Origin of the sequence: Rhodococcus aetherivorans (assembly GCF_025722975.1) — a bacterium.
GTDB classification, from domain to species: Bacteria; Actinomycetota; Actinomycetes; order Mycobacteriales; family Mycobacteriaceae; genus Rhodococcus; species Rhodococcus aetherivorans.
Window position 1 is genome coordinate 124,201 of record NZ_CP106982.1, and the last position, 19,781, is coordinate 143,981.

20 protein-coding genes are annotated in these 19,781 nt (G+C 69.8%); 15 read left to right on the plus strand and 5 right to left on the minus strand.

Features of this window, described 5'->3' with window-relative positions; all coding sequences use genetic code 11:
• Window positions 1-17: 17 nt before the first annotated feature.
• The 3 genes from rraA (at window position 18) to OCS65_RS00640 (ending at window position 1,458) form a co-directional block, all read left to right on the plus strand.
• Window positions 18-515: a ribonuclease E activity regulator RraA gene (gene rraA, locus OCS65_RS00630; protein ID WP_102799420.1), complete on the plus strand. Its 498-nt coding sequence runs from the start codon at window positions 18-20 to the stop codon at window positions 513-515.
• 199 nt (window positions 516-714) lie between these two features.
• A complete protein-coding gene (locus OCS65_RS00635) occupies window positions 715-1,119 on the plus strand; it encodes a hypothetical protein (protein WP_050034305.1) in 405 nt (134 codons plus the stop codon).
• 132 nt (window positions 1,120-1,251) lie between these two features.
• Window positions 1,252-1,458, plus strand: coding sequence for a hypothetical protein (locus OCS65_RS00640; RefSeq protein ID WP_006931527.1), 207 nt, complete (start codon window positions 1,252-1,254; stop codon window positions 1,456-1,458).
• Between the two features lie 74 nt (window positions 1,459-1,532).
• On the opposite strand, the gene OCS65_RS00645 is transcribed toward OCS65_RS00640, so the two are convergent.
• Complete coding sequence (locus tag OCS65_RS00645; RefSeq protein ID WP_006931525.1) at window positions 1,533-1,757, minus strand: RNA-binding S4 domain-containing protein; 225 nt, start codon at window positions 1,755-1,757, stop codon at window positions 1,533-1,535.
• A 95-nt stretch (window positions 1,758-1,852) separates the two neighbouring features.
• On the opposite strand from OCS65_RS00645, the gene OCS65_RS00650 reads away from it, so the two are divergent.
• The 3 genes from OCS65_RS00650 (at window position 1,853) to OCS65_RS00660 (ending at window position 6,340) form a co-directional block, all read left to right on the plus strand.
• Window positions 1,853-3,217 carry a cryptochrome/photolyase family protein gene (locus OCS65_RS00650; protein WP_263508428.1) on the plus strand — a complete coding sequence of 455 codons (1,365 nt, stop codon included), beginning with the start codon at window positions 1,853-1,855 and terminating at the stop codon, window positions 3,215-3,217.
• Between the two features lie 241 nt (window positions 3,218-3,458).
• Window positions 3,459-4,823 carry a TIGR01777 family oxidoreductase gene (locus tag OCS65_RS00655; RefSeq protein ID WP_263508430.1) on the plus strand — a complete coding sequence of 455 codons (1,365 nt, stop codon included), beginning with the start codon at window positions 3,459-3,461 and terminating at the stop codon, window positions 4,821-4,823.
• An 11-nt stretch (window positions 4,824-4,834) separates the two neighbouring features.
• Window positions 4,835-6,340 carry an SDR family oxidoreductase gene (locus OCS65_RS00660; protein WP_263508432.1) on the plus strand — a complete coding sequence of 502 codons (1,506 nt, stop codon included), beginning with the start codon at window positions 4,835-4,837 and terminating at the stop codon, window positions 6,338-6,340.
• Between the two features lie 52 nt (window positions 6,341-6,392).
• On the opposite strand, the gene OCS65_RS00665 is transcribed toward OCS65_RS00660, so the two are convergent.
• The 3 genes from OCS65_RS00665 to OCS65_RS00675 form a co-directional block, all read right to left on the minus strand.
• Entirely contained in the window at window positions 6,393-8,252 is a 1,860-nt protein-coding gene (locus OCS65_RS00665) for a BCCT family transporter (RefSeq protein ID WP_050036230.1), read from the minus strand.
• Window positions 8,253-8,482: 230 nt separating this feature from the next.
• On the minus strand, window positions 8,483-9,064 hold the full coding sequence (locus OCS65_RS00670) for a lipocalin family protein (protein ID WP_072633865.1): 582 nt from the start codon (window positions 9,062-9,064) through the stop codon (window positions 8,483-8,485).
• A 29-nt stretch (window positions 9,065-9,093) separates the two neighbouring features.
• Window positions 9,094-9,756, minus strand: a complete 663-nt coding sequence (locus OCS65_RS00675; RefSeq protein WP_263510391.1) for a fasciclin domain-containing protein — start codon at window positions 9,754-9,756, stop codon at window positions 9,094-9,096.
• 147 nt (window positions 9,757-9,903) lie between these two features.
• Between OCS65_RS00675 and OCS65_RS00680 the strand changes: the two genes are divergently transcribed.
• The 3 genes from OCS65_RS00680 (at window position 9,904) to OCS65_RS00690 (ending at window position 12,070) form a co-directional block, all read left to right on the plus strand.
• Window positions 9,904-10,533, plus strand: a complete 630-nt coding sequence (locus tag OCS65_RS00680) for a dienelactone hydrolase family protein (protein ID WP_029546843.1) — start codon at window positions 9,904-9,906, stop codon at window positions 10,531-10,533.
• A gap of 219 nt (window positions 10,534-10,752) precedes the next feature.
• Entirely contained in the window at window positions 10,753-11,328 is a 576-nt protein-coding gene (locus OCS65_RS00685; protein ID WP_006931514.1) for a sigma-70 family RNA polymerase sigma factor, read from the plus strand.
• A complete protein-coding gene (locus tag OCS65_RS00690; protein WP_006931512.1) occupies window positions 11,318-12,070 on the plus strand; it encodes an anti-sigma factor in 753 nt (250 codons plus the stop codon). The genes OCS65_RS00685 and OCS65_RS00690 overlap by 11 nt, the downstream gene beginning before the upstream one ends.
• Window positions 12,071-12,105: 35 nt before the next feature.
• On the opposite strand, the gene OCS65_RS00695 is transcribed toward OCS65_RS00690, so the two are convergent.
• Window positions 12,106-12,525: a MarR family winged helix-turn-helix transcriptional regulator gene (locus OCS65_RS00695; RefSeq protein ID WP_006931511.1), complete on the minus strand. Its 420-nt coding sequence runs from the start codon at window positions 12,523-12,525 to the stop codon at window positions 12,106-12,108.
• Window positions 12,526-12,599: 74 nt separating this feature from the next.
• Here OCS65_RS00695 and OCS65_RS00700 point away from each other — a divergent pair, with 74 nt between their 5' ends.
• The 6 genes from OCS65_RS00700 to OCS65_RS00725 all read left to right on the plus strand — a co-directional run bounded on the left by OCS65_RS00700 (window position 12,600) and on the right by OCS65_RS00725 (window position 19,589).
• Complete coding sequence (locus OCS65_RS00700) at window positions 12,600-14,672, plus strand: MMPL family transporter (protein ID WP_263508438.1); 2,073 nt, start codon at window positions 12,600-12,602, stop codon at window positions 14,670-14,672.
• Window positions 14,673-14,793: 121 nt separating this feature from the next.
• Window positions 14,794-15,147: an HPF/RaiA family ribosome-associated protein gene (locus OCS65_RS00705; protein ID WP_006931507.1), complete on the plus strand. Its 354-nt coding sequence runs from the start codon at window positions 14,794-14,796 to the stop codon at window positions 15,145-15,147.
• A 568-nt stretch (window positions 15,148-15,715) separates the two neighbouring features.
• Window positions 15,716-15,838: a hypothetical protein gene (locus tag OCS65_RS00710; protein ID WP_006931504.1), complete on the plus strand. Its 123-nt coding sequence runs from the start codon at window positions 15,716-15,718 to the stop codon at window positions 15,836-15,838.
• Window positions 15,839-16,069: 231 nt separating this feature from the next.
• The gene (locus OCS65_RS00715) at window positions 16,070-16,228 is read left to right on the plus strand and encodes a hypothetical protein (RefSeq protein ID WP_006931502.1); all 159 of its coding nucleotides are present in this window, start codon (window positions 16,070-16,072) and stop codon (window positions 16,226-16,228) included.
• Window positions 16,229-16,367: 139 nt separating this feature from the next.
• Window positions 16,368-17,816: a hypothetical protein gene (locus tag OCS65_RS00720; protein WP_263508440.1), complete on the plus strand. Its 1,449-nt coding sequence runs from the start codon at window positions 16,368-16,370 to the stop codon at window positions 17,814-17,816.
• Between the two features lie 141 nt (window positions 17,817-17,957).
• On the plus strand, window positions 17,958-19,589 hold the full coding sequence (locus OCS65_RS00725; RefSeq protein ID WP_263508292.1) for an IS1634 family transposase: 1,632 nt from the start codon (window positions 17,958-17,960) through the stop codon (window positions 19,587-19,589).
• Window positions 19,590-19,781: the final 192 nt, after the last annotated feature.

A 19,781-nucleotide genomic window follows, 5' to 3' on the forward strand; every position in this document is an offset into this window, starting at 1 on the left:
CCACTACTCTCGGCGGTATGAGCGAACCCTCCACCAACGACGTTCCGGCCACCGCCGACCTCGCCGACGAGATCGGCCCCGACATCCGCAGTTGCGACACGCAGTTCGTCCAGTTCGGCGGCCGCGAGGTCTTCGCCGGCCGGATCACCACCATCCGCTGCTTCCAGGACAACCTGCTCGTCAAGCAGACCCTGGGCGAGCCCGGCAACGGCGGCGTCCTCGTCGTCGACGGCGATGCCAGCGTGCACACCGCCCTCGTCGGCGACATCATCGCCGGCCGCGGCGTCGACAACGGCTGGGCCGGTGTCGTCGTCAACGGCGCCGTCCGCGACTCGGCCATCCTGCGCACCCTCGCGATCGGCATCAAGGCGCTCGGCACCAACCCGCGCAAGAGCACCCAGACCGGGTCCGGCGAGAAGAACGTGCCGGTGGAGTTCGGCGGCGTCACGTTCAACCCGGGCGAGATGCTCTACAGCGACCACGACGGGATCGTCGTCCGCGCCGAGGACCGATAGGGAACCGGCACGCTCGTGGCGCTGCGAACGGCGCGGACCTCCCTGCGTGCCGCAAGGCGGAACCGGTCCGGCCGCACGAACACGCCTCCTGACGTCGCGGGCCGCCGTCCTCTCAGCCGATGGTGGCGAGGTTCGGCGGCAGTGCCCACACTGGAGGGATCACGGCCGCACGTGCGGCCCGCGACGTCAGGAGGCCCTCATGGGCGACAACAACCCGTTCGGATTCGACCCGGAAGACCTCGACCGCGTCTTCCGCGACGCCGGGGAAGGGTTGCGGGACCTGGCCGCCAAGATCGGCCGGTTCGTCGAGCAACCGGACGCCGGGATTCCGTGGTCGAGCATCTTCCCCGACCTCGGCGGCGCGCCGCGCACCCGCCCGGCACCGCCCACCGCCGGCGAGACCGGCGACGGCGTGTGGGTGATCTACACGCTCGACGGCGACGGAACCGCCCGCGTCGAGCAGGTTTTCCCCACCGAACTCGAGGCGCTGCGCGCCCACAAGAACAACACCGACCCGCTCCGGTCGGTGCGCTTCCTGCCCTACGGCGTCACCGCCGGCATCCTGGACCGGCGCGAGGACAAGGACCCGGACGAAACCGACTGACAGCACCTCCGAGACAGCCTTCGCCTCCCGCACCCGGGGCATCACCTGCGGGCCGAGCCGGTGTGGGGAGGTCGACCGAAAACGAGTGCGCCCCGGCCCGTATGCGCGCAAACTGGTAACCAGGAGGTCATCATGCGAGCGCTGAAGGGCCTGCTCAATGCGGTGCTGGGGATTCTCACGGCCGTGCTCGGGGCGGTGGTGGGGATCCTTGCGGCGGTGGTGTGGCTCGTCGGTGGGCTACTGTGCGTGACGATCATCCTGATTCCGCTGGGTATTCCCGTCATGAGGCTCGCCCGCCGTCTGTTCGCCCTCGGCAAACAGGTGCGGCGTCTCCCCTGAACGTCGCAGGGGATCGAGGATTTCGGAGACTGCAGCTGTGGTCGCACCGGCGCTGCAGGCCGTCACCTCGAGGCTCACGCCCCGGCCGTCACGCGTGCGGCGGCGGCCCCGATCTCCACGATGTCCCCGACGTGCAGCTGCCGCCCGCGCCGCACCTCCACCTCCCCGTTGACGCTGACGAGTCCCTCGGCGATCACTTCCTTCGCCTCGGCGCCGGATTCGATCAGGCTCGCCAGCTTGAGGAATTGACCGAGCCGGATGGACTCGTCGCGGATGGGCACTTCGAACACGTCGGACATGAGGCCAGTCTCTCACCCGCAGTGCTTTCGACCCGCCCGACCTCGACCCGCCCGCCCGGCCCACGCCGGGCCCCGTTCTCACGCACACTGGACGAGTGAGCCGACCCGGTATCGTCTGGTTCCGCCGCGATCTGCGGCTGCGGGACCTGCCCACCCTGTTGTCCGTCGCCGACACCTCCGACCGGGCACTCGCGCTGTTCGTGCTCGACGAGTCGCTGCTGCGCCCGTCCGGATCCCCGCGCCGCACCTTCCTGATGCGGTGCCTGCGCGCCCTCGACGAGGACCTGGGCGGACGGCTGCTCGTCACCCACGGCGACCCCGTCACCGTCGTCCCGGCACTCGCCCGGGAACTCGACGCCGACGCGGTGCACATCAGTTCCGACCACGGCCCCTACGGCACCCGCCGCGACGAGGCCGTCGAGCGGGCGCTCGGCGATGTCCCGCTGGTGCGCACCGGCTCGCCCTACGCCGTCGCGCCCGGCCGCGTCCGTAAGCCCGACGACACCCCCTACAAGGTGTTCACCCCCTTCCAGCGGGCGTGGCACGAACACGGCTGGCGAGCCCCGGCCGCCACCGACGCCGGCACCGTCGACTGGATCGACCCCGGCAATCTCGACGCGCGGGTGCCGATCCCCGGCGACGACGACCTCGACGGGGTCACGCTGCCAGCCGCCGGGGAAGCCGCCGCGCTGCACCGCTGGCACGAGTTCCGCGACGACGACCTGCCGCACTACGACACCGAGCGGGACCGGCCGGACCTCGACCGCACCAGCCGGCTCTCCCCCTACCTGAAGTTCGGGTGCATCCACCCGCGCACCCTGCTGCACGACGTGCGATCCGACCACGGCGGCGCGGCGAACCGGCTGCGCAGCGAACTGGCCTGGCGCGACTTCTATGCGGACGTGCTGTACCACCGGCCCGACACGGCCCGCCGCAACTACAACCGCCGCTTCGACGACATCACCTACGACAGCGGCCCCGACGCCGAACGTGCCTTCGCCGCATGGAAGGAGGGCCGTACCGGCTTCCCCATCGTGGACGCTGGCATGCGGCAGCTGCTCGCCGAGGGCTGGATGCACAACCGGCTCCGCATGATCGTCGCGTCCTTCCTCGCCAAGGATCTGCACCTGCCCTGGTGGTGGGGCGCCCGGCATTTCATGAACCGGCTCGTCGACGGCGACCTGGCCTCGAACCAGCACGGGTGGCAGTGGACCGCCGGCAGCGGCACCGACGCCGCGCCCTACTTCCGGGTGTTCAACCCGATCACGCAGGGGGAGAAGTTCGATCCGACGGGTAATTACGTGCGCCGTTGGGTACCCGAGCTGCGGGGCGTGAACGGCAAACGCGTGCACCGGCTCCCGGACGGTCCGGCGGACGGGTACCCGGCGCCGATCGTCGACCACGCCCACGAACGGCAGGTGGCACTCGACCGGTACGGGCGGATCAGCGGAAAAGGCTGACCCATCCGGGCCGCGCACCGCTCCGAATGCCGATGGGACGGACCACCCCCGTCCCGGACGGACAACCGAGAGGAACACGACAATGCGAGAACTCGTCGAAACGGCGTTCATGGCGATCCACACTCCTCTGGTGAACGCATACACCATTCTCATCAACATGATTCCCAGCTGATTCCACAGCGGCGCCGGGAGTTCTCCCGGCGCCGCTCCCGCACACCCGGACCAGGCCGAGGAAGGCACGATGGGCATCACGTACTCGAGCGTCGTCGACGCGCCACGCCGCGACGTCTTCGATTGGCACAGCCGACCGGGTGCGGTCAGGCGCCTGCTCCCCCCGTGGCAGCCGCTGCGGGTGATCACCGAATCCGACTCCCTCGAGTCGGGCCGGGCCGTCCTCGGTCTGCCGGGCGGATTGCGCTGGATCGCCGATCACCAGCCCGACGCCTACGACCCGCCCGCACGGTTCGTCGACAGCGTCGGCCGCGACGGGCTCACGTCGCTGCCCGCGGGGATCGCCGTGTCGTGGCGGCACGAGCACACCTTCGAGGCCCTCGGCGACCGGCGCACCCGCGTCACCGACCGGGTCTACACGCCCGTCCCGGAGCAGCTGCTGAAGCAGACCTTCCTCTACCGGCACCGCCAGCTCGCCCACGACCTCGCCGCCCACCAGTGGTCACACGAGCAGGGGGTGCGGCCCGCCACGGTCGCCGTCACCGGGACGTCGGGCCTGGTCGGCACCGCACTGACCGCTTACCTGAGCACCGGCGGTTATCACGTCGTCAGCCTCGTACGCGGCGAACCGCGCGGCGACGACGAACGTCGCTGGGATCCGAACGACCCCGCACCCGACCTGCTCGAGGGGATCGACGCCGTCGTCCACCTCGCCGGCGCCTCGATCTCCGGGCGCTTCAGCGACGCCCACAAGACCGCGATCCGGGACAGCAGGATCGAACCCACCCGGCTGCTGGCAGATCTCGCGGCACGCACTCCGAACGGACCCGCGACGTTCGTGTCCGCGTCGGCGATCGGGTTCTACGGCTACGACCGCGGCGACGAGCCGCTCACCGAGGATGCGCAGCGCGGCACCGGGTTCCTCGCCGACGTCGTCGCCGACTGGGAGGCCGCCACCGCGCCCGCCGCCGCGGGCGGGCTGCGCGTGGTACTGGTGCGGACCGGGATCGTGCAGACACCGCGCGGCGGGCCGCTGCAGTTGCAGCGACCCCTGTTCGAGGCCGGGCTCGGCGGCCGGCTCGGCACCGGCCGGCAGTGGCTGTCGTGGATCGACCTCGACGACCTGCTCGACGTCTACCACCGGGCCCTCGCCGACCCTCGCATCGCGGGCCCCATCAATGCCGTTGCGCCGGAGCCGGTTCGCAACGACGAATACACCCGCACCCTGGCGCGGGTGCTGCACCGGCCGGCGCTGCTGCCGGTGCCCGGGTTCGGACCGCGGCTGTTGCTCGGCGAGGAAGGCGCGCGTGAGGTCGCCACGGCCGACCAGTGCGTCGTCCCGCGGTGCCTGGTCGACCACGGGCACCGCTTCCGCCGGCCGAAGCTCGAGGCCTGCCTGCGGCACCAACTCGGCCACATCGTGGAGAACGGATGAGTGGAGAACGGATGAGCTCCCCTCCGCTGCGCATCCTCGTCACCGGGGCGACCGGCTACATCGGGGGCCGGCTCGCCCCGCTGCTGATCGACGCGGGGCACCGGGTGCGGGTACTGGCCCGGACCCCCGACAAGTTGCGGGACGTGCCGTGGGCCGGCGACGTCGAGATCGTGCGCGGCGACTTGACCGACCCGGAGTCCCTGGCCGTCGCCTGCCGGGACATCGACGTCCTGTACTACCTGGTGCATTCGATGGGCGGGCGCGGCGAATTCATCGACACCGAACGCGCGGAGGCCGAGAACGTCGCCGCCGCGTCCCGGGCGGCCGGGGTGCAGCGCATCGTGTATCTCGGTGGGCTGCACCCGGACACGGCCGATCTCTCCACGCATCTGCGTTCCCGGGAGCAGGTGGGCCGGATCCTCGTGGAGTCCGGCGTGCCCACCCTGGTGCTGCAGGCCGGGGTGGTGATCGGTTCGGGCTCCGCGTCGTTCGAGATGATCCGGCACCTGAGCAACCGTCTGCCCCTGATGACCACCCCGAAGTGGGTGAACAACAAGATCCAGCCCATCGCGGTGCGCGACGTGCTGCATTACCTGGTGGGCGCGGCCACCGCTCCCCTCCCCCGCAGCCGCACCTACGACATCGGCGGCCCGGACGTGCTGCGCTACGGCGAGATGATGCAGGTGTACGCCGAGGTCGCGGGCCTGCGCCGGCGCCGCATCCTGGTGCTGCCCGTTCTCACTCCGAAGCTCGCGGGCCTGTGGATCGGGCTGGTCACCCCGATCCCGCCGTCGCTGGGCCGGGCGCTGATCGAGTCGTTGAGCAACGACGCGGTGGTCGCCGAACACGATATCGACGAGGTGATCCCGCCGCCGCCCGGCGGACTGACCGGCTACCGCGAGGCGGTCCGTCTGGCCCTGCACAAGCTCGAGCGCGGTGACGTCGAAACCACCTGGGCGAGTGCGTCGCCCGTCGGCGCCCCCGCCGAACCGCTGCCGTCCGACCCGCACTGGGCGGGGGAGGCGGTCTTCGTCGACGAGCGCGTTATCGACTGCGACACCGACGCCGGCACGGTGTGGGAGGTGGTCGAGAGCATCGGCGGCGAGAACGGCTGGTACTCCTTCCCGCTCGCCTGGACGATCCGCGGGTGGCTCGACCGGTTCGTCGGCGGCGTCGGTCTGTCCCGGGGCCGCCGGAACCCGCGCACCCTGCACACCGGGGACGCGCTCGACTTCTGGCGCGTCGAGCGCCTCGAACGTCCCACCCTGCTGCGGCTGCGGGCCGAGATGCGGGCGCCGGGCGGGGCGTGGCTCGAGTGGCGCATCGAGCCGCTCGATCCCGGCCGGGCCCGGCTGCACCAGCGGGCGATCTTCTTTCCGAAAGGGCTTGCGGGACGGATCTACTGGTATGCGCTCGTGCCGTTCCACGGCATCATCTTCAAGGGCATGCTCGAGAACATCGCCGGCACCGCGCACCGCACGTCGGGGCCGAATGTCACATACGGTCACGTGAAGTGATGCGGTGTGACATTCGGCCCGCGGAAGGACGGCAGTAGCCGCCGCGCGGCCGTCAGTTCGGCGCGGGCTGCCGCCCGTGTTCGGCCTCGCGCTGGGCCACACCCTCGGCGGACTCGGCGAAGTGCGGCGTGTCGAACACCTCGCCGCCCAGCGGATCCTCCGGGTGGGCGTCGTCTGCGATTGCGACCTGCCCGGTCTGCGCGTCGACGCTGACGGAATTCGCGGGCACCTCGTGCACGGCGACGACGAGGCGGGCGGGCGCACCGGGCTCCACGACTCCGTTCCGGCTCGGATCCAGGCCGGCGAACGTGGCGGAGATTCCCGGCCGGTGGCCGGCCTTGTGCCCACCCGGGGCGGCGGCCGGTTCCCGCACGGCCACCTGCAGGTACCGGGGGGCGGTGGCGACCTCGTACCGGAACGCCTTCAGCATCGACACGCACGCCAGCACCATGACGATCGAGAACGGGACCGCCGTCACGATCGACGCCGTCTGCAGGGCGGTCAGCGACCCGCTGCCGCCGACGATCAGCAGCACCGCGGCGGCCACACCCTCGAGCACCGACCAGTAGACACGGGTGATCTTCGGTGTCTCGAGGTTACCGCCGGTGGAGAGGATGTCGATCACCAGCGACCCGGAGTCCGACGACGTGACGAAGAAGAACACGACGACGACGATCGCGAGCAGACTGGTCAGGACGGACAGCGGCAGACCGTCGAGCAGCACGAACAGCGACGTGTTGGTGTCCACCGTGCCGTCGGCGGCGAGCATGTCGCCGTCGTTGCGCTGCCGCAGGATCCCGGCGTTGCCGAAGATGGTGAACCACAGCGACGCGACGAGGGTGGGGGCGAGCAGGACACCGAAGACGAACTCGCGGATCGTGCGACCGCGGGAGATGCGGGCGATGAACATACCGACGAACGGCGCCCAGCTCATCCACCAGCCCCAGTAGAAGACGGTCCACGCCCCCGACCAGCCGTCCTCGGCGAACGGCGCGGTGCGCAGCATCAGTTCGGGCAGGGCCTGCACGTAGCCGCCGAGGTTCTGCACCCACGACTGCAACAGGAACAGCGTCGGCCCGAGCAGCAGGACGAACACCGCGAGTCCCGCCGCGAGTGCCATGTTGATGTTGGACAGCCACTTGAGGCCGCGCGAGACGCCGGACACCACCGAGAAGGTTGCCAGCCCCGTCACCCCGACGATCAGCGCGACGGTGAGCCAGTTTCCGGTCTCCACCCAGCCCAGGTAGTCGAGGCCCGCGGAGATCTGCTGGACGCCGAAGCCCAGCGACGTCGCGACACCGAAAAGGGTTCCCACGATGGCGATCGCGTCGATCGCGTGCCCGATCGGACCCTCCACGCGGGCGCGCCCGAGCAGCGGTTCGAGGAGCCAGCGCACGGACAGCGGACGGCCCTTGCGGTACGTCATGTACGCCAGGCCGAGGCCGACGACGACGTAGATCGCCCACGCGTGCAGGCCCCAGTGGAACAGGGTCAGCTCCATCGCCTGGTTCGCGGCGGCGTCCGTGGAGCCGGGGATGCGTCCCGCCTGCGGGGGATCCACGTAGTGCGACAGGGGTTCCGCGACACCGTAGAACACCAGTCCGATACCCATGCCGGCGCTGAAGAGCATCGCGAACCACGAGAAGGTTCCGAACTCGGGTTGCTCGTCGTCGCGGCCGAGCTTGATGTTGCCGATGCGGCTGATCCCGCAGTACAGCGCGAAGATCACGAATCCGGTGGCGATCAGGATGTACCACCAGCCGACGCCGTCGGTGACGGCGCGGTTGAGCGAATCGAACGCCCCCTCGGCCGACCCTGCGTAGACGACCGCAAAGGCGATCAGCCCCAGGATCACCAGCGAGGCGGGGACGAACACGGGCTTGCGCAAGCCTCGCCATGCGTCGCGAATCATCTTCACCAGCTCCTCGTGTCGCGGCGAGCCGGATCCGGCGCTCGGAGGGCTCACCCACGTCGCGAATCGAACCTAACAGAGCCGGCGCGCGCCCGCGGGAAACGCAACCGAGCACCCGCGCCACCCCCGCCGGGGGCCGAATGTCACATGCGATCGATCGAGCTGATGCACTGTGACATTCGGCCGGGCGGAGCGGAACCGGTACGAGTCCGGTACGCGCAGAAGGCGGTTCACACGGTGCAGAGCGGTTTGATCTCCTGCAGGCCCTCCGTGGTGGGCGAGGTGAGCATGAGGCAGCTGTTGTAGCCCTGCTGCTCGACCACGGTCCGGATCTGCTGCCACGCAGCGTCGTCCACGACGGGCGAACGCGACAGTACGAACCCGGAGATCCGGGTCGGGTCCCCCACGAACGCCCACGAGTAGTCGTCCGCGAGGTAGCTCACGATGTAGTTGCTCGGACCGTCCAGCGAATCCTGGGACGGCACACCGGGGAAGCTCACGTGCAGCGACGCGGTGTCGTTGACCCGCGCGTTGCCGACGATCCCCCGTCGCTCACCGGTGACCGTGGTGCACGAGTTCTCCACCCGCACGTTGCGCTCGTCGAGCAGGGTGTAGTTCGCCGTGGTGTCGCGCACGCAGTCGAGATTGAACGGCGCGGGATTGGCGGCCAGCTGATACCAGGTGCCCATGTACCGGTTCACGTCCAGCTCCGCCACCGGGGTGAGCGGGGCTGCCTGCGCCGGTGCCGCCATGAGGGCGGCGCCCGCGGCGGCCAGGACGGCCGCCGCGAGGCCTCGGATCGTTCGTCTCACGTCGCTCCTCGGGTCCTACCGGGTCCGGGTCACTGCTGCGGCGCCGGCGGCAGCAGGACGGTGTCGATGAGGTAGACGGTCGCGTTGGCCGTCTTCACGCCGCCACAGATAACGTTGGCGTCGTTCACCTTCCATTCGTCGCCTTCACCGGTCACCTCGACGGTACCGCCCTGAACGGTGGTCTGGGTACCTTCGATGTCCGACGGCGCGATCTGGCCGGGCACGACATGGTAGGTGAGAATGGTGGTGAGGGTGGCCGTATCGGTCTTCAGGCTCTCGATGGTTGCCGGATCGACCTTGGCGAAGGCGTCGTCGACCGGCGCGAACACGGTGAACTCGCCGCTGTTGAGCGTGTCGACGAGATTCACCTGCGGGTTGAGCTGCCCGCTGATCGCCGCGTTCAACTGGGTCAGAATCGGAATGTCGGCGACGGCAGTCCCGACGGGTTGCTGCGCGATGGCCTCCAGCGAACCCGGCCCGCTGGGAACCTGCTCGGCGTACGCGGCGCAACCCGGACCCACCGGGGCCGACGCCATGGCCTCGGTGGTGGGCGACATCGCCGACGTGGCGCTCTCCATCGCCGACGTAGCCGACGACGAACCCGAGTCGTCGGACGAGCACGCCGCGACACCCATCATCGCCATTGCGCCGATTCCGACTGCCGCCAAGCTCTTTCGCGTGTTGATAACCATGGCCCCAATTCCCTTCGGTGTCGTGGTCCTTGCGACCACGTCGGTCAGGTGTGTCATCTGCCATTCGGCGCGGACGGAAGGGCGGATGGGTGGATCTGCAAGATTTTTTCGACCCATCCGATTCCGGCCGCGCTCCGAACACCCGGCATGGAGATTGCATCGAACCGGCCCCGCGCACACGTGCTGGTTCTTCCGGGTGGCAAGCCGGCCAGCACGGCCGCCGCCCGGCCGTGGCACCTGTCCGCGCTGCGGATGACCTTGCTGACCGAATCCCTGCGCTCCCGGCTGAGCATGTACGACATCACCGTCGGGCAGGTGCGCTACACCCACCGCGGATGGAACGGGGACCGGATGAGTCCCGTCCACGACGCCCTGCGCGCCCTCGACGAGGTGCACCGGCGGCGCGGCGACGTCCGGATCGGGCTCGTGGGCCATTCCATGGGCGGAAGGGTGGCGGCCCACCTCGCGGCACAGCCCGGCGTCGGGGCCGTCGTCGCGCTGGCACCGTGGTGGCCCGACAACGACGGCGCTCTCGTCCCCCCCGAGCGACGGCTGCTGGTGGTGCACGGTACCGCCGACACGAGGTGCGATCCGCGCCTGAGCGCGGTCCAGGCGGCCCAGGCCCGCGGACGCGGCGTGGACGCCCAGTTCCGGCCGCTCGCGGGGGCCGGCCACTTCCTGCTCACCAAGCCGGGCTGGTGGCATGCCGTCACCGCCGAATTCCTCCGTGAATCCCTGGCCCCGGCCGGCCGGCGGGCAGGAGGAGACCATGCCTGACACCCCGCGCGACGTCGCAGTGCTCGGCAGCGGTGGCGTCGGCCGGCCGGAACGGGCCGGCGGCGTCGCGCTCGAGAATTCGTTCCGGAGGTGATCGCCTTGCTCGATTCGACTCTTGCCTCGCCCGCCGGCCCCGGCCGCCCGAACGGACCGGCCGAGGACGGCTTGAGCCGCCCGAATCGCCCGACTAGGCTTTCGCTCGATGAGCGGACAGGGCCGATGACCGGCGTCGGCGGACGTACCGACACACTCGATGCGCTGCTCGCGCGCGTGGCGGTGCAGGACGCGGCTGCATTCGCCGAGTTCTACGACCTGACCCGCGCCCGCGTGTACGGCATGATCCTGCGCGTCCTGCGCGATCCCGGCTACAGCGAGGAGACGGCGCAGGAGGTCTACCTGCAGGTCTGGCGTTCCGCCTCCGGTTTCGACGCCGCCCAGGGTTCGGCCCTGTCCTGGCTGATCACCCTGGCGCACCGCCGGGCCGTCGACCGGGTGCGGTCCGAGCAGTCCGGGGCCGACCGCGAGGCACGCTACGGCGCGAGCAACGTCGACGCGGCGTTCGACGTCGTCAGCGAGGAGGCGGCCCGGCGCGAGGACCGGCAGCAGGTCGCCCACTGTCTGGGCACGCTGACCGATCTGCAGCGTCGGTCCGTCGAACTCGCCTACTTCGGTGGGCTGACGTACCGCGAAGTGTCCGAACAACTTTCGGTCACGCTACCGACCGTGAAATCGAGAATCCGAGACGGACTGCTCCGTCTGCGCAAGTGTCTGGGGGTGCAGGGCGATGACGAGTGAGGCCCGGCCCGGTTTCGGCGATGTGGACCGCGAACTGATCGACCTCGCGGTCGTGTACGCGCTCGACGCGGTGTCCGATGCCGAACGCCGCGACATCGAGTCCCGGGTGGCCGAAGCCGCTCCCGAGGTGGCGGCGGCGTTCGCCCGGGAGACGGCGGCCGTCCGGGAGACCATGGCCGTGGTGTCGGCGTCGACGGCCACCGAGCCGCCGGCCGGACTGCGCGAGCGTCTGCTGGACGCGATCGCCGCCGAATCCGGCCCGCAGGCGCCGCCCGTCGCACCGATCTCGCTGGACGAGCGGCGCGGCCGGCGCCGCAACTTCCTGCTCGCCGCGGCGGCCGCACTGCTGGTCGCCGTGGGTGGATTCGCCGTCGTCGCCCAGTTGCAGGAGGGCACCGCACCCACCTCGGCGCAGGTGTTCGCGGCGGAGGACGTGCGCACCACGTCGGGTGAGATCGAGGGCGGCGGAGTCGCCACGGTGGTGTACTCGAAGGAAGCCGACGCCGGGGTGCTGGTGATGAACAACGTGGCGCCGCCCGCCGAGGGCAGCGTCTACCAGATGTGGCTGATCACCCCCGAGGGCCCGGAGTCCGCGGGCATCATGGACGCCGAGGCGGTGGCGCCGTCCACCACGGCCGTCCTCGAGGGTGTCGGGCATTCGACCGCCCTGGCATTCAGCATCGAACCGCCGGGCGGGTCGGCGCAGCCGACGCAGATCTTCGCCCAACTGCCGCTGGGCTGACCCGGGGGACGGAATCGCCCGCACCTCGCGGCGGCTCAGCGCTGTGCCGATCGGACCAGTTCGATCAGAAGGGAGCGCAAGGTGGCGGGGTCGGACACCACCGCGGTCGGCTGCGCATCGGTGCGCTCGAGTTCGATCATCGCCCGGTACAGCTCGTACCCCGATTCGGTGATCCGGACGCGCATGCGCCGCTCGTCGGCGGGATCGACGGTGCGCGTGGCGAATCCGGACCGCTCGAGGTGCTCGACGGTCCGGCTCATCGTCTGGTCGGTCACGCGGCAGGCCCGGGCGATCTCCCGCTGGGAGCGCGGACCGTCGGCGATCGTGTGCAGGGCCACCAACCCGGCGTGGGTGAGACCGTGGGCGCGCAGAGTCGATTCCCAGGCCTGCTCCACCAGCCGGGCGGCCGTGGACAGCAGCCGGCCGGTCGGCCAGCTCTCGAGATCGTCGGTCATGAGATACCTTTTCACTATTGTTCAGCTAGCTGAGTAATCTGGGCTCGGCGTACTCGCATTCTCCTGGAGGAAGATTGAACACCGTCACCGCGCCGGCGCGTTCACCTCGTCGCATCCGCTGGCTGCTGCCGGCGCTGCTGCTCATCGCGTGGCTCGCGATCGCCGGCGCCGGCGGTCCCTTCGCCGGCAAGCTCAGCGAAGTCCAGCAGAACGACAACAGCTCGTTCCTCCCGGCCTCCGCGGAATCCACCCGGGCGGGCGAGCTCTATGCGGGCTTCACCGACACCCGGTACGTGCCCGCGATCGTCGTCGCCGAACGCCCCTCCGGCATCACCCCCGACGACCTCGCCTACCTCGCGGGGGCGTCGGCCGGCCCGCCGCCGGTCCCGTCGCAGGACGGTCAGGCCGCGCGGATGATCGTGCCGATCGACAGCACCGGAGAGGTCGGGGACGCCGTCGACGAACTGCGCGCCGAGCTTGCCGATCCGCCCGAGGGGCTGACGATCTACGTCACCGGTCCCGCCGGGCAGATCGCCGATCTGACGACGGCGTTCGAGGGCATCGACGGCCTGCTGCTGCTGGTCGCCGGTGGGGTGGTGCTGCTGATCCTCGTCGTCGTCTACCGCAGTCCCCTGCTGCCGTTCGTGGTGATCCTCTCGGCGGTGTTCGCCCTCGCGCTGGCGAGCCTGCTCGTGTACCTGCTGGCCGACGCCGACGTCATCGCCCTCAACGGACAGAGCCAGGGCATCCTGTTCATCCTCGTCTTCGGCGCCGCGACCGACTATGCGCTGCTGCTGGTGTCCCGCTACCGCGAGGAACTGCGCCTCGAACAGGACCGGTTCGCCGCGATGCGCACTGCGTGGCGGGCCACGCTGGAACCGATCGCCGCGTCGGCGGGCACCGTCATCGCCGGCGTGCTGTGCCTGTTGCTGTCCGACCTGAACTCCAACCGCGGCCTCGGCCCCGTCGCCGCGATCGGCATCGTCGCCTCGTTCGTCGCCTCCATGACGTTCCTGCCGTCCGCACTGGTGCTCCTCGGCCGGGCCGCGTTCTGGCCGAAGCGGCCGACGGCCGACCCCGACGCCGATCGGGACGACCTGGCGTCGGCGCACCGGTTCTGGAACGGGCTCGCACAGCGGGTCGGCGCCCATCCGCGGCGGATCTGGGTGGTGTCGAGCCTCGTCCTCGTCGGCTTCGCGATGCTGCTGCCGCAGTTCAAGGCCGACGGCGTCGCCCAGTCGGAGATCTTCCTGCTCGAGACCGACTACGTGACCGGCCAGGAGATGCTCGGCAGGCACTTCGACGCCGGCACCGGCTCCCCCACCGTGATCATCACCCGCGAGTCCGCGGCCGGCGACGTCGCCGCCGCCGCCCGCGTCGAGGGCGTCACCGAGGTGGCGCCGGTGACCGGCCCGGACGGTGCGACGACCGTCGTCGACGGCCGCGTCGCGCTGCAGGCGACCCTCTCGGATCCCGCCGACTCGCCGGCCGCCGAGAACACCGTCGAGCGCATCCGCGACGCGGTCGGCGGAGTGCCGGGGGCCGAGGCCCTCGTGGGCGGGACCACGGCGGTCGATCTGGACACCAAGAACACCGCCACCCGCGACCGCACGGTGATCATTCCCGTCGTCATCGCGGTGGTGCTGCTGATCCTGATCCTGCTGCTGCGGGCACTCGTCGCGCCGGTGCTGCTGATGCTGACGGTCGTCGTGTCCTTCGCGGCGACCCTCGGCGTGTCGTCGCTGGTCTTCGACCATCTGCTCGGGTTCCCCGGCGCCGACCCGGTGGTGCCGCTGTTCGGCTTCGTCTTCCTCGTCGCGCTGGGCATCGACTACAACATCTTCCTGATGACCCGGGTGCGGGAGGAGAGCGCCCGGGTGGGCACCCGGCGCGGCACGCTGCGGGCCCTGACCGTGACCGGCGGGGTGATCACCTCCGCAGGCATCGTCCTGGCCGCGACGTTCTCGGCGCTGGCGGTGATCCCGCTGCTGTTCCTCGCGCAGATCGCGTTCATCGTCGCGTTCGGCGTGCTGCTCGACGCACTGCTGGTCCGGTCGCTGCTCGTGCCGGCACTGACGATCGACATCGGAAAGCGGATCTGGTGGCCGAGCACGCTCGCGCGCAGGGAACCGGAGGAGGTGGGCTGACACGGCCGGCCTGGTTGCTCACCCGTACCGAGTTCGGGTGGAATCGACACGACGCAGCGCGCGAAGGCACGGAGAACGACCTCCGGCCGTACCGACGCGCTCGAGAAGGAGACAGCTCGCGATGCAGATCCAGCTCAACAAGGACAGCCACATCCAGATCGACGACGACATCGCCCGTCGCCTCGAGGAGGAGTTGGAGTCCGCACTGAACCGGTTCGCCGACCGGATCACCCGGGTGGAGATCCACCTCAGCGACGAGAACGCGGACAAGTTCGGCACCACGGACAAGCGTTGTCTCCTCGAGGCGCGGATCGCCGGCCAGCAACCGATCGCGGTCACCCACAACGCGGGATCGGTGAAGGAGGCCTTCGACGGCGCCGTGCACCGCCTCCGCAGCCTGCTCGATTCCAAGCTCGGCCGCTCGACCGACCACAAGGGCGGCCCCTCCATCCGTCACATGGAGGTCGACGAGTAGACGACTCTCCCGGGAGTCGTCGGGACGAGAATCGCCGCGCCGCAGTTCCTCGTTCCGCACGGTCGACCGTTCAGGACGGCACGACGTGTCCCGCAACACCGCCCCCGACGGCATTGCGGGACACGCCGGGGGCCGCCGACCCGGCACGGCAGGTATCGCCGGCGCGGACACGACCCCACGGGACCGAGCGTGTTCAGCTCAACCCGACACCGAGACCGAACGTCACGCTCAGCCACTTGAGGAACGCGCTGAATGCGACGCCCAGATCGAATCCGGCAGACATCGGACTCTCCTTCACCCTCGAAGATCCCGACCCGACCCCAGTGTATTACCCTCGAAAGAGTCACACCACCAACGGATTTCGGGCAAATACCCCGGAGGGGACTTCTCGGGCGGTGGCGCGTGCTACGGCCCGAACCCCCACCACCTCGAAAACGGCGCGTCTCCGGCGGCACCGCCACCGCGGGCGGGTACCGACGCCGGGCGCCGTTCCGGCGAACTGGACTTTATTTTTTTGTTGGGTATGGTCGTGGCCAGTTTGCGATTGCCGATTCGGAAAGGATTGACAATGGCCGCCAAGCCCGCCGTCAAGAGTTCCAAACAGTCCGCCCGCACCCTGAAGGAGCGGCGCGCGGAAAAACGAGCCAAGGCGCTCGAGTCCACCCAGTTCCTCCGCAAGCGGAAGAGCTGACCGCGGATCTACGACAACCGATCCGAACGAAATGGATTTCACAACAACAGTTCTCGAGAGACTCTACGCGCAGCTCGGAAACGAGATCGCCCTTGTGGACCCCGGGGACGAATTCCTTCCGGGATATCACCGGGGAATTCGGACCGCGCGACTGTACGTCCTCGACGAATTGGCTCGCCATTCCGCACTGCCTGCCACCATCAGAAAAACGACGAGAGAATCGCATCTCCCATGAACACGGCACAGCACGCGCTCGGGAGAATTCGAGCGAACCTGGAAAATGATCTGGAGACACTCGCCCGCGCCGAGCACACCCGCGGGTTCCGCCGGGGACTGCGTGAGGCGTTGACTCGCGTGACGGAACTCGAGGACGCCACCGCCGCGGGCTGACCCTCCCGGATCCCTCCGTCCCGGCCCGGGAGCTGCGTCCCCGGGCCGGGGCGGACCGCTGCGCGCCGGAGGCGCCGACCTCGTCACCGTGCCGAAAGCGAAGAATCAGATGCCGCGCCGGTATACCGATGTTGTTGCCATGCATGCCGAACCGATGCCGTCCCCGGCTCGGGCCGGGGTGCTGAAGGTGATGTTCCTGCCGCTGGACGTCGCAGCGAGCAGGCTTCCTCCCGCCGTTCCCGCCGTTGCCGGCACGGAGCCGTTCCTCCCGGCACGCATAGCCGACGCCCCCGGTGCCGATCACGTCGAGCGGGCACCGAGCCTGCTGGCGTTCCGGCACCTCACGGATCCCGGCGACGGCCCCGTCGCCTTCGGACCGGTCCGGGGTCCGGCGGCGGACACTCCACCGTCGGCGCCCGGCCGGACCCGTGTCGGCGCGCCCGGCGCGTGTGCGTCCCTGTGGGAGGTGCCCGGCGGCGGACTGGTGCTGGTGTGCGAGGAGCTGACCGCCGAGGCGCCCGGCACCGTGCTGACCTGGCACAGCGATCCCCTCTTCGACGGTGCCGACACCGGATTCCGTCGTGCGCTCGACGCATTTCTGGCGCCGTTCCGGGTGACCGCCGATGCCGGCCTGGTCGACGTGTTCCCCCGGCTCGACACCCGGCTGCCCGACCCCGCGGTGTACCGCCCGCTCCGCGAGGTGGTCGTTCGCACCGCTCGTCCGCTTGCGGCCGAGCGCACCGTCGAGGGACTGGTCGTGGAGGTCGCCGGGGACGGGTCCGATGCGGTGCGCCGGCTCGTCGGACCTCCCCGCTCAGGCACCCTCGCCGACGGGGTGTCGCGGGCATCCGGACGGTTGCGCATCTGGCATCCGGAACCGTTGGCCGATGCGCCGGTGCGGGCCGGGGCGCGGCTGGGCGTCCGCGACGACGCCCGTGCGATGCTGGTCGATCTCGGCGCCGCAGACCGTCACGGTTACCTTGGGGACGGCACCCGCGAGATGCTCTACCACCTGATCTGCTGGGTCGGCGCCCGGGCACACCTGCACACCGATCGGCGCCGGCTGCTCGGGCACCTGCGCACCCACCGCTCACACGACCGTGCGCAGCTCCTCACCGCGCTCGACGAGGTGGCCGACGTGCGTGCGCGCCTGGTCGAGGTGGCGCTGCTGTGCGCTCCCCCCGACGACGCGCCGGGACGGATCGCGCCGACGCGGTTGCGCTCGCTGCTCGCGCACCGGGCGAGCGCGGAGATCGACGGGGCACGAGCCGAGTTGACCGAGCTGTGCGCCACCGCCGACCTGGTGCTGCACCGGCGCCTGCACACCGCTCGCCCCCGGCCGCAGCCGCTGCCCGCCGCGCCCGCCGTCCTGTCGGCGATCGCACTTCCGGCAGCGGCGACGGCGGCGCTGCTCGTCCCGCTGCAGCATCTGCACCCCCCGGCGCTCGTGCCGGCCGCCGTGTCCGCCGCCCTGGCCGTGGCGTTCCTGGCGGCGCCGCGACGAGATGGTGATGCCGCCGGACTCGTGCCGTTCCGGCGTCGGGACCCGCGGGCGCTGCGCCGCAGGGACGCCGGACCCGGGGTGTAGAGAATTCGTCAGGACATCGGCCGCGGGCGTCAAGCCTGAGTTAGGACATTACTGGCGGGTAGAACACCTGCCGAGGCTTCCACCTGCGCATTCACGACGTCGACGAAGCGGATCGGGACACTAAGCAGGTAGGTTCGGGCCGTGGCATTCGTGCGGAAAGTGCGCACCGCATCCGGGGCGGTAGCGGTGCAGGTCGTGCGCAAACACCGCGGCCGGCACGAGATCCTCGCTCACGTCGGGTCCGCGCATACCGACGTCGAGCTGGGCATTCTGCTCGAACGAGCCCGACACCTGCTGCACGGCGATCAAGGCGTGCTGGAGCTGGATGTGCCGACGCCCGTCGAGCAGATCGCCGATGTTGCCGACTGGCGGACCGGCCAACTGCCCGGCCCGACGACGAGCAAGGGTGGCGAGCTCGCCGGGGCGGGACGAACCGTGCGCACCAGCGCCCGGTTGCTCTACGACGTGCTCACCTTCGTCTACGACGGGCTCGGCTTCGACATCATCGACGACGCGGTGTTCAAAGACCTGGTCATCGCCCGGATCGTCGAACCGACCTCGAAGATCGATGCCCTGCGCGTCCTCGACGATCTCGGCGCTGATCCGGTGTCGTACAAAACGATTCAACGCCACCTCGCGCAGATCATCACCGGCGACTACCGCGACCGGATCGCCCGCCGTTGCTTCGAGTACGCGGCCAGCACCGGCGGGTTGGGATTGCTGCTGTTCGATGTGACCACCTTGTACTTCGAGGCCGAGAAGGAAGACGACCTGCGCAAGGTCGGCTACTCCAAAGAGCGCCGGGTCGATCCACAAATCGTGGTCGGGTTGCTCGTCGACCGCACCGGGTTCCCACTGGAGATCGCCTGTTTCGAGGGCAACAAGGCCGAAACGCACACCCTGGTCCCCATGGTGCGTCAGTTCCAAGCCCGGCACGACCTCGAGGGCGTGGAGATGGTCATCGCCGCCGATGCCGGCATGCTGTCGGCGGCGAATCTCACCGCTCTCGACGAGGCCGGCCTGAAGTTCATCGTCGGCTCCCGGGTGACGAAGGCGCCCGCTGATCTGACGTCCCATTTCCATTGGCACGGTGATGTGTTCACCGATGGGCAGATCATCGACACCGTCACCCCCCGGCACGCCCGCAGCGTGGTCAACACCGTGAAAAGGCGGGCCGAACCGGTCTGGGATCCGGTTCGGCATCCCACCTCGTGGCGGGCGATCTGGCAGTACACCCGCAAACGTGCCGTGCGCGACAACCAGACTCTCAATGCCCAGGAGGCGAGGGCGCGGGCGGTGGTCGAGGGCACCCAGAAGTCGAAGGCGACGCGCTTCGTCAAGACCACCACCGCAGGTCAGCGACTCGATGATGCCGCGCTGGCACGAGCTCGATCGCTGGTCGGCTTGAAGGGATACGTCACCAATATCCCGGTCACGCTCATGGAACCGGGCGAGGTGATCGGCAAGTACCACGACCTGTGGCATGTCGAGCAGTCGTTTCGCATGTCGAAGACCGATCTGCGGGCACGGCCGATGTTCCACCGCACCCGCGACGCCATCGAGGCGCACCTGACCATCGTGTTCGCCGCTCTGGCCGTCGCCCGCTGCGCCCAGGACCACACCGGTGTGGCGATCGCGAGGCTGGTCAAGCAACTGCGGCCGCTACGAACCTCGACCATCGCCATCAACGGCGCCGTCCAGGACTTTCCGCCGCAGATCCCTGCTGCTGAACTGGAGATTCTCACCCGTCTCGGCTTCGAATCGGGACACTAAGCCAAATGTCCTAACTCAGGTCAAGATTCCGTATGGATCGCGGTCCGCGGACGGGCGCGGTGCGACAGTCATCGGTGACATCGGCTACCAGCGGGGGGACGACCTTGTTCGTAAGATCGTTCGGATTCGCGTAAACGGGATTGGAAGGCATGCTGACCCTTTCGTGGTGTTTTGACTTCAGCTGAAAGGGCG

Bases quoted from the DNA above. Each gene is read 5' to 3' on its own strand.
- rraA (WP_102799420.1), top strand. From the start codon at position 18: ATGAGCGAACCCTCCACCAACGACGTTCCGGCCACCGCCGACCTCGCC.
- OCS65_RS00635 (WP_050034305.1), top strand. From the start codon at position 715: ATGGGCGACAACAACCCGTTCGGATTCGACCCGGAAGACCTCGACCGC.
- OCS65_RS00640 (WP_006931527.1), top strand. From the start codon at position 1,252: ATGCGAGCGCTGAAGGGCCTGCTCAATGCGGTGCTGGGGATTCTCACG.
- OCS65_RS00645 (WP_006931525.1), bottom strand. From the start codon at position 1,757: ATGTCCGACGTGTTCGAAGTGCCCATCCGCGACGAGTCCATCCGGCTC.
- OCS65_RS00655 (WP_263508430.1), top strand. From the start codon at position 3,459: ATGGGCATCACGTACTCGAGCGTCGTCGACGCGCCACGCCGCGACGTC.
- OCS65_RS00660 (WP_263508432.1), top strand. From the start codon at position 4,835: ATGAGCTCCCCTCCGCTGCGCATCCTCGTCACCGGGGCGACCGGCTAC.
- OCS65_RS00665 (WP_050036230.1), bottom strand. From the start codon at position 8,252: ATGATTCGCGACGCATGGCGAGGCTTGCGCAAGCCCGTGTTCGTCCCC.
- OCS65_RS00675 (WP_263510391.1), bottom strand. From the start codon at position 9,756: ATGGTTATCAACACGCGAAAGAGCTTGGCGGCAGTCGGAATCGGCGCA.
- OCS65_RS00680 (WP_029546843.1), top strand. From the start codon at position 9,904: ATGGAGATTGCATCGAACCGGCCCCGCGCACACGTGCTGGTTCTTCCG.
- OCS65_RS00685 (WP_006931514.1), top strand. From the start codon at position 10,753: ATGACCGGCGTCGGCGGACGTACCGACACACTCGATGCGCTGCTCGCG.
- OCS65_RS00690 (WP_006931512.1), top strand. From the start codon at position 11,318: ATGACGAGTGAGGCCCGGCCCGGTTTCGGCGATGTGGACCGCGAACTG.
- OCS65_RS00695 (WP_006931511.1), bottom strand. From the start codon at position 12,525: ATGACCGACGATCTCGAGAGCTGGCCGACCGGCCGGCTGCTGTCCACG.
- OCS65_RS00705 (WP_006931507.1), top strand. From the start codon at position 14,794: ATGCAGATCCAGCTCAACAAGGACAGCCACATCCAGATCGACGACGAC.
- OCS65_RS00710 (WP_006931504.1), top strand. From the start codon at position 15,716: ATGGCCGCCAAGCCCGCCGTCAAGAGTTCCAAACAGTCCGCCCGCACC.
- OCS65_RS00715 (WP_006931502.1), top strand. From the start codon at position 16,070: ATGAACACGGCACAGCACGCGCTCGGGAGAATTCGAGCGAACCTGGAA.
- OCS65_RS00720 (WP_263508440.1), top strand. From the start codon at position 16,368: ATGCATGCCGAACCGATGCCGTCCCCGGCTCGGGCCGGGGTGCTGAAG.